The 6,266-nt window shown below is 48.1% G+C and carries 10 protein-coding genes; 6 read left to right on the forward strand and 4 right to left on the reverse strand.

Features of this window, described 5'->3' with window-relative positions:
• Window positions 1-13: 13 nt before the first annotated feature.
• From IOD17_RS14620 to IOD17_RS14635, 4 genes are all read right to left on the reverse strand, one after another.
• The gene (locus tag IOD17_RS14620) at window positions 14-997 is read right to left on the reverse strand and encodes a hypothetical protein (protein WP_233685782.1); all 984 of its coding nucleotides are present in this window, start codon (window positions 995-997) and stop codon (window positions 14-16) included.
• 102 nt (window positions 998-1,099) lie between these two features.
• On the reverse strand, window positions 1,100-1,498 hold the full coding sequence (locus IOD17_RS14625) for a hypothetical protein (protein ID WP_233685783.1): 399 nt from the start codon (window positions 1,496-1,498) through the stop codon (window positions 1,100-1,102).
• A 59-nt stretch (window positions 1,499-1,557) separates the two neighbouring features.
• On the reverse strand, window positions 1,558-2,823 hold the full coding sequence (locus IOD17_RS14630; protein ID WP_233685784.1) for an adenylate/guanylate cyclase domain-containing protein: 1,266 nt from the start codon (window positions 2,821-2,823) through the stop codon (window positions 1,558-1,560).
• Window positions 2,820-3,389, reverse strand: a complete 570-nt coding sequence (locus IOD17_RS14635) for a Pycsar system effector family protein (protein WP_233685785.1) — start codon at window positions 3,387-3,389, stop codon at window positions 2,820-2,822. The genes IOD17_RS14630 and IOD17_RS14635 overlap by 4 nt, the downstream gene beginning before the upstream one ends.
• 478 nt (window positions 3,390-3,867) lie before the next feature.
• Here IOD17_RS14635 and IOD17_RS14640 point away from each other — a divergent pair, with 478 nt between their 5' ends.
• The 6 genes from IOD17_RS14640 to IOD17_RS14665 all read left to right on the forward strand — a co-directional run bounded on the left by IOD17_RS14640 (window position 3,868) and on the right by IOD17_RS14665 (window position 6,215).
• On the forward strand, window positions 3,868-4,083 hold the full coding sequence (locus IOD17_RS14640) for a DNA-binding protein (protein ID WP_233685786.1): 216 nt from the start codon (window positions 3,868-3,870) through the stop codon (window positions 4,081-4,083).
• A 193-nt stretch (window positions 4,084-4,276) separates the two neighbouring features.
• Window positions 4,277-4,426, forward strand: a complete 150-nt coding sequence (locus IOD17_RS14645; RefSeq protein ID WP_233685787.1) for a helix-turn-helix domain-containing protein — start codon at window positions 4,277-4,279, stop codon at window positions 4,424-4,426.
• Window positions 4,423-4,581, forward strand: coding sequence for an Arc family DNA-binding protein (locus tag IOD17_RS14650; RefSeq protein ID WP_233685788.1), 159 nt, complete (start codon window positions 4,423-4,425; stop codon window positions 4,579-4,581). The genes IOD17_RS14645 and IOD17_RS14650 overlap by 4 nt, the downstream gene beginning before the upstream one ends.
• A gap of 39 nt (window positions 4,582-4,620) precedes the next feature.
• Window positions 4,621-4,956 (forward strand): lysogeny maintenance protein PflM, encoded by a 336-nt coding sequence (pflM, locus tag IOD17_RS14655; protein WP_233685789.1) that lies wholly within the window; start codon window positions 4,621-4,623, stop codon window positions 4,954-4,956.
• A 568-nt stretch (window positions 4,957-5,524) separates the two neighbouring features.
• Window positions 5,525-5,896, forward strand: a complete 372-nt coding sequence (locus IOD17_RS14660) for a hypothetical protein (protein WP_233685790.1) — start codon at window positions 5,525-5,527, stop codon at window positions 5,894-5,896.
• 106 nt (window positions 5,897-6,002) lie between these two features.
• Window positions 6,003-6,215: a hypothetical protein gene (locus IOD17_RS14665; RefSeq protein ID WP_090247767.1), complete on the forward strand. Its 213-nt coding sequence runs from the start codon at window positions 6,003-6,005 to the stop codon at window positions 6,213-6,215.
• Window positions 6,216-6,266: the final 51 nt, after the last annotated feature.

Raw genomic sequence — 6,266 nt, forward strand, 5'->3', positions numbered from 1 at the left:
CACCGAAATTAAATCAACCATCTGCCGACTGCTTATTTTTTTGGCCCTCCTCAACTTTCAACCGGACAGAAAACTTGCCATTCACATAAAAGAAAGACTCAAGACCAGCGCTCTTATCAACAAGAAGAAAGGAGTCACCCGACTTTATTAAAACATTCGCCATACCTGTAAATTTTTCAGAGGAAATATATACTGCCTCTTCATCCATTATTTTATCAAAGCGCACAATCCCAAGATAATATGAAAAAGCAAGTGATAGGCCCGTGAGGAAATAAATAAAAGCCCTGAGAATCTGACGTCTGTAGGCAATACGTTTCCTGTCGAATAGTCGAGTTATCACTGCCTTTGGTGATCTAGCCAAGAACCCTGCTTTAAGAATCAATGCCAACACTATGCTGCCACCCAGAAACCATACAACCTGATCAACTTCAGAATATTTCACCTTAAGATAAGAAAAATTAAAAATAAAATACACACCAACAACAAAAACAATCCAATAAAGAACCTTCTCGTAAACCGTGCTTTCTTTATATATTTTTGACCCAGTCCTATTGAAGCGCAACGGCCACTGCCGCCTCAACCTTAGTACAAATGCTGCAATGGCATGAAAAAATGAAAAATAGAACTGAGATAACGCAAATGCAAAAACCCGCGCAATCGTGTAGCTCATAAGAAAATAAAAAACAAATATAGATATAAAAGCCGATAAAAAATCTACCGCCACTATAGAAAGCATTTCAAATGGCACCTGGGTCATAAATCCAGAATAGTGCGCCGAGGCTAAAGACAAAACAACCAACACTGCTTTTACTATCGTTTTTATGGAGTCCTCCCTAACTCCTAACATTTCCGTAACCGCACTAAACAAGCCTTCTTTCTTAGGCTTATTTTGCTTATCCCCTCTAAACAGTTTATCCAACAGTGCTGCATTCCTTACCATACTATTTGCATTCCCTTTCATTTGAGCCAGTAACTTCTTTGACAGTACTTGCTCCATCGGACTAAAACTGCTCGCTGCTGAGCAACACGCTACCACTATGATCCTTACGATCAATGTGGCACCTGTATACCTCGTCAGACTTCTTCAACCATTCCAAAATTACGGACAATGCTGTGCAAGCCCTTGGCGTGTTTTTTCGCTTGGGTTTACGGCATTCACGTCGCGCCAGAACTTACATTCGGCGCTATTGAACTTTCTGTCATAGGCTTCGCGTGCTGCCTGGTTTTGCGCCTGGATTGCTTGCTGCCTGATCCGCTCGTTTGTTTCTTTACTCATTCTGTCTGTAGCACGCCGAAACTCTTTTGCTGCTTCTTCCAGCTGATAATTCACCCATGCGTTAACTATCAGTAAGCGCATACCATCAGCTGCGAGTATCCCGGTGAATACGGCAATAAAGATAATTGCTAGGAGTTCGCCATTGCTACGCTCGCGCTTTTGATAGCGCGGCCTAATATCTTCATCTATATCGAGTTTCAGGTCTTTGAACTGATCATCCACACTCTGCACTCCATTGCTTGAACCTGCACTCGCCTACTTCTCTTTTAATGCTGCCTAACCTATCCAATATATACTGGAAAATTTTGCTCTGGATGAAAAAATCGCCCACTGGCGTCAAGCACAGAAACAAACATGTAGTGAAGTCCTATGAAAGCAGTTGACTCAGTGTTGCTTGCACGATAGCGTCCATCCGTACCTTTCACAGCCAGCACTTCCGTCGAGTGGTTTGCAAAATCCTTTTCTGCTGATGCTTGCTTTCCATGGTTCTCAACCCTAAAACGGACTTTTACTTCACCACTCCCCCATCCTGCAATTTGAAACTCTGCAGTAAATTTTATGTTTACCTTCGCTGAAGCACATCTTGAGCACTTATGCAGAGCTCCATTCTCCTCAACCACTTCACTTGTTATTTTTATTGGTAAATCTCGATCCCCTGGTTTAGGCAGCATGTTGAAATATTTTTCATGCTGAATAACATATTGCCTGTAGTTTTTGGGACGACCATCTTTATCTGTGTAGTTAGGAGTTACATATCTATCCGGCTCACCAGAAGACATTTTCATCCCAATAACTTCGTCGTGAAGATCCAGTAGCTCAACCAGCTCCTGACCGACCATTACTCTATTTTTGCTTGCCTTTTGTTGTAGCTTCGCAGCAACATCAACGTGGTATGAGGTTGCGGTAACCTCGGAGCTTCCTGCGTATCCATACATACCCCATAAAACTTCGTCGTGCTTGCCGTAATCAATGCCAACTCGAATGCCAACATCGTCATCCACGCCAAAGCTTTTCATTCGTGGAGACACAACTGATCGCATAAACTCGACCAAGTACGTGCCGCAATTAATTGCATTAATTGCACTATCCCTAGGAGATGTATTTTTACCACGAAAGAACGCCAGCACTGCATCGCCCATAATCCTATGAACGTGACCATCAAACGCCAGCACGGTCTCAATAGCACATTTGATTATTTGATTTTTTATCCAAAAAACTTCTTCCGGACTATATACAACGCCTAACTTTGTCGAACCTTTAATGTCAACAAATAGCGAAACAACATATCCGCGCGCTTGGCCACCGCTGCCTTCCAAATAATCAAAGTCTGGATGCCCACCTATTGCAGCAGCCTTGTGACCATCTTTCCCAAACAGTTTTCTTATACTTTCTTGCACCTTAAACTCATTTGCAGCTCCCTCTCGATAACTAAGAATCTGAGTTGAGGCAGATTCCATAGCCATATCAAGATATCTTTCTTGAGAGTCCTGCGCATAGGCTTTATATATAGGGCGATCTACAGAAAACCCACCATAAATCTCGTTCATCCGTGACATATTTTTAGCCCTGAAACCGCATAAATAAATACAAGCATCAGCAGACTCAGCAACGCCAAATTTACAACAGCAATTCGGCTCGCTACTGATATTTTTTTTATCTTGTCGCTTGTTATAACTGCAACCTCGTGCACTTGACGCGACAAATCAGACTCAAGCTCTTGAAAAGTAATATCCTTAATTTTCTCTATGTATTTTTCAGCTGTAAAATTCTCCGCCACTGAGTCAAAGAAAAATACTGAAGGATCTCCTCTACCAGCCGTACTGCTACTAGAAAGATTCGGCCATATACTTTTCACAACCCAATATATACTTAGCAAAGATGCCAGACCAACGGCCATCAAATTTATTAGCAGAAAAAATTTATAAAAACCATTAACAGCCGAAATAATCTCGTTAGACTTTAATATAACACCAGCAAAAATAGCACTATTAAAAGTGGCCAAAAGTCCACTCTTAAAATTTACCGTTGATATATAACCATCAAATCTCTTTAAACTATCCCACAAAGCACTTATTTTAATTTTTTGATAATCACTAGGCTTGTACTCTTCCATCATATCCTCGCGTATTTCAGTCCTTTTCGCCGCCCATCCTTCGGGAGTACCAGCGCCTAGCTACTTCCTTGGTGATCGCTATCCCGCGTTTTGATTGGGCAAGTTTGAATCGGCTTCTTCGTATCCCGGCGATACCTGGCCCTTGGCAGGGTCTACCTCTCCCCTCCACAGCCAAAGCTCGTATTGAGGAAACACTTTCAGCAGCTCCTCTAGATCCTCAATCCGAGTCTTCACCTTCCGATTGGTCGCCACGGTCTGCCACCGCTGACGCTCCTTGATCGTAGTGGCCTCAGCCAGCTTCGTGGCCCCTATGTGTCTCACTAGGGTTCTAAGCCTTTCCTCGATCATTCCAAAAAGCTCTTATGCGTGATGAATAATTTATTGATAAATAATTCATCAAAGGCCATCATGCCTCCGCGCTGATAAATTATTTATTACACGTTTTGTGTAAAACCACACGAATAGTGACGGAACGAGCATGGAACTGGAAGAGCTGGAACCTTCGAAGCTGATAGGCCCGCAACAGGACGTTGAAACCGTCGAATCCTGGGCGGATCGCAACGGCCTTACCTACGGCACTGCGCGTGCCTGGGCCATGAAAGGCGTAGTGCCTACTGTAAAGCTCGGCAAGCGTCGCATGGTGAATAGCGCCCTACTCCGCTCCTGGCTGCTGGAACAGGAGTGGACGGCATGAAAACTCAGTTCATTGTCGAAACCTGCACCTTCCACGGCCCAACTAGACAACGCCGCTGGCATCAGGTGCACACCGGCCCAAACCGGGCTGACTGTAGGGCTTACATCAAGAACACCGTTATCAGGATGTACGCGCACTGGGACCCTGAGCGCGCTACTGACTTGTTCCGTGTTCGTGGTGTGAGGGCAACAGCATGAAGCCTCCTTTCTATACCCAAGCCGCATTCGCCGCCCTGGCCGGTGTTCCCATTGAGCAGGTCGCGCAATGGATCAGAAACGGCACCCTCGACAGCGTGAAAGTCGGCAAAACCCGTCTGGTGCTGTTCACGGGGGTGATCCAGTGAGCCGCACAGACGCGCAATTCAAGCTGCGCATGCCTGCTGCACTCCGCGCCCAGGTTGAGCAAGCCGCCAAAGAGGCGCACCGCTCCCTGAATGCTGAAATCGTCTTTCGCCTGGAGGCGAGCTTTGCCCAGGTAAAGCAGGAGGCTTCCCAGTGATCTACGCCAGCTCCGGTTACCCAGGCGAGGGCATGAGCTATGACGCCATTCAGCTACAGCAACCAGCAGCACGCCGAGAACTGCGACTGCTCTGTCTGCTGGTCAAAGGCCGAGATGGCCAAGCCCGATCCTTGCCCGTCCACACCCTGCGACCAATGCCGCCCCGCGTCTGCCCGACCCGTGCGGACGCTGAAAATGCGCCTCGTCGCTGGTGCCTGGACGCCCTTGCTCTCCCAATGGGAAATCACCCCGGCCTTTATCTGCGCGAAACACACGCCAAGCGACCGACCACCGAAGTATTGGAGCGTTGTGGAAAACATCGGCAAGCCCGTGCCTTTCGTACCGCTGCACGAACCTTTCGAGCTGACGGGGTGAGCGCATGATCGGCTTTGACCCTCTTACTACGTTTGTTCTCTGCCTAGTCCCGATTGTCTGCGTGATTGGTGGCTACTGGCTCGGCCGAATGGCCAGCACTCCAACAATTGGCAGGACTGATCCACGTTTGGCCTATACACACGCCGAGCGCCTCGGTTTTACCTTCGGCATTGTTGCTGCCTTGGCAATCATTCAAAGCAAGACAGGCCCACCCAGTAGATCGCCGCCTGTGTCCGGGACTGGTTCACCAGTCGCGGGCGCAGGTGGCGAAACGGGATGACAAGGGCGAGGCCCTTGGTGTGGCAGTTTTTAATTAACAGAACTAATTAGGGGAAAAGTTGAAAGTGTCATTGCGTCACTATTAATACCATTAAGAATCGTGACTATGACATTTAACTATCCATGATTTATCGCTGTATTTATCGCGTATAAATAACTCAAGGCAACCCCTTGCAAGCCGCAGCATACAGGGCAGATGAAGAACTTTACCAGTTCCTCTGCTTGGGACTCTTCGGCCTGCAAAAAGGCAAACCGCGCAATAACGCGCAACTAAGCGAGGAAATAAAAGATGGCACGTTCAACTATGGAAGTTGCATTTCTCGGCACCCAAATGACCCAGGTGGAAGACACCAAATACGCCAAGGTCTTCTACGGCGATGAGCCGGACGGCAAGACCGAACACGGCCTGTCCATCATCGGCATGGCGATCTCCGAAGACGCCGCCGACGAAGTGTTTAACGCCGGCTCCCAGTTCGAACCCCTGCAACTGGTGCGCATCACTTTTGACGTCGCCCGTGGCGGTCAAAACAAGGGCAAGAATCTGGCCCTGCACATTGAAGCGGTAGACCCCAAGCCAACCGCCCGCGCTGCCACTCCACAACCTAACGGCCAACAGCAAGCCAAACCAGCGGCCCAGGCTGCTGACCCGGCCAAGTCCTAAGCAGGCCGGCTCCCGTGGTGTGGATGTTCTGCAATCACTGCCGCAAGACCTCGCCGGCTACTAGCTGGCGTGTGATCTGCGCCTGTCCGCACTGCCGGAGCCCCCTGTGAACTTTCTGGCCTGCGAGGGCGAATGGGTGGCCGGCCCAGGTGGTGAACCCATCTGCGCCGGTCAACTGCTCAACCTCACAAGCGAGGAAATGCAGGGCCTGTATGGCACTGCACTCAGTTGGGATCAGGTCAGCGAGCTGCAGGGCGAAACCATCGTGCTGTTTGCCCTGGTGTTCGGCTTCCTGGTTCTGAAAAAAGTCCTGAAATAGCGAGGTAACAACCATGAAAAACAAACTGCAAAACCTGAAACGCTCCCTCGG

This window comes from Pseudomonas anguilliseptica (genome assembly GCF_021375795.1).
Lineage (GTDB): Bacteria > Pseudomonadota > Gammaproteobacteria > Pseudomonadales > Pseudomonadaceae > Aquipseudomonas > Aquipseudomonas anguilliseptica_A.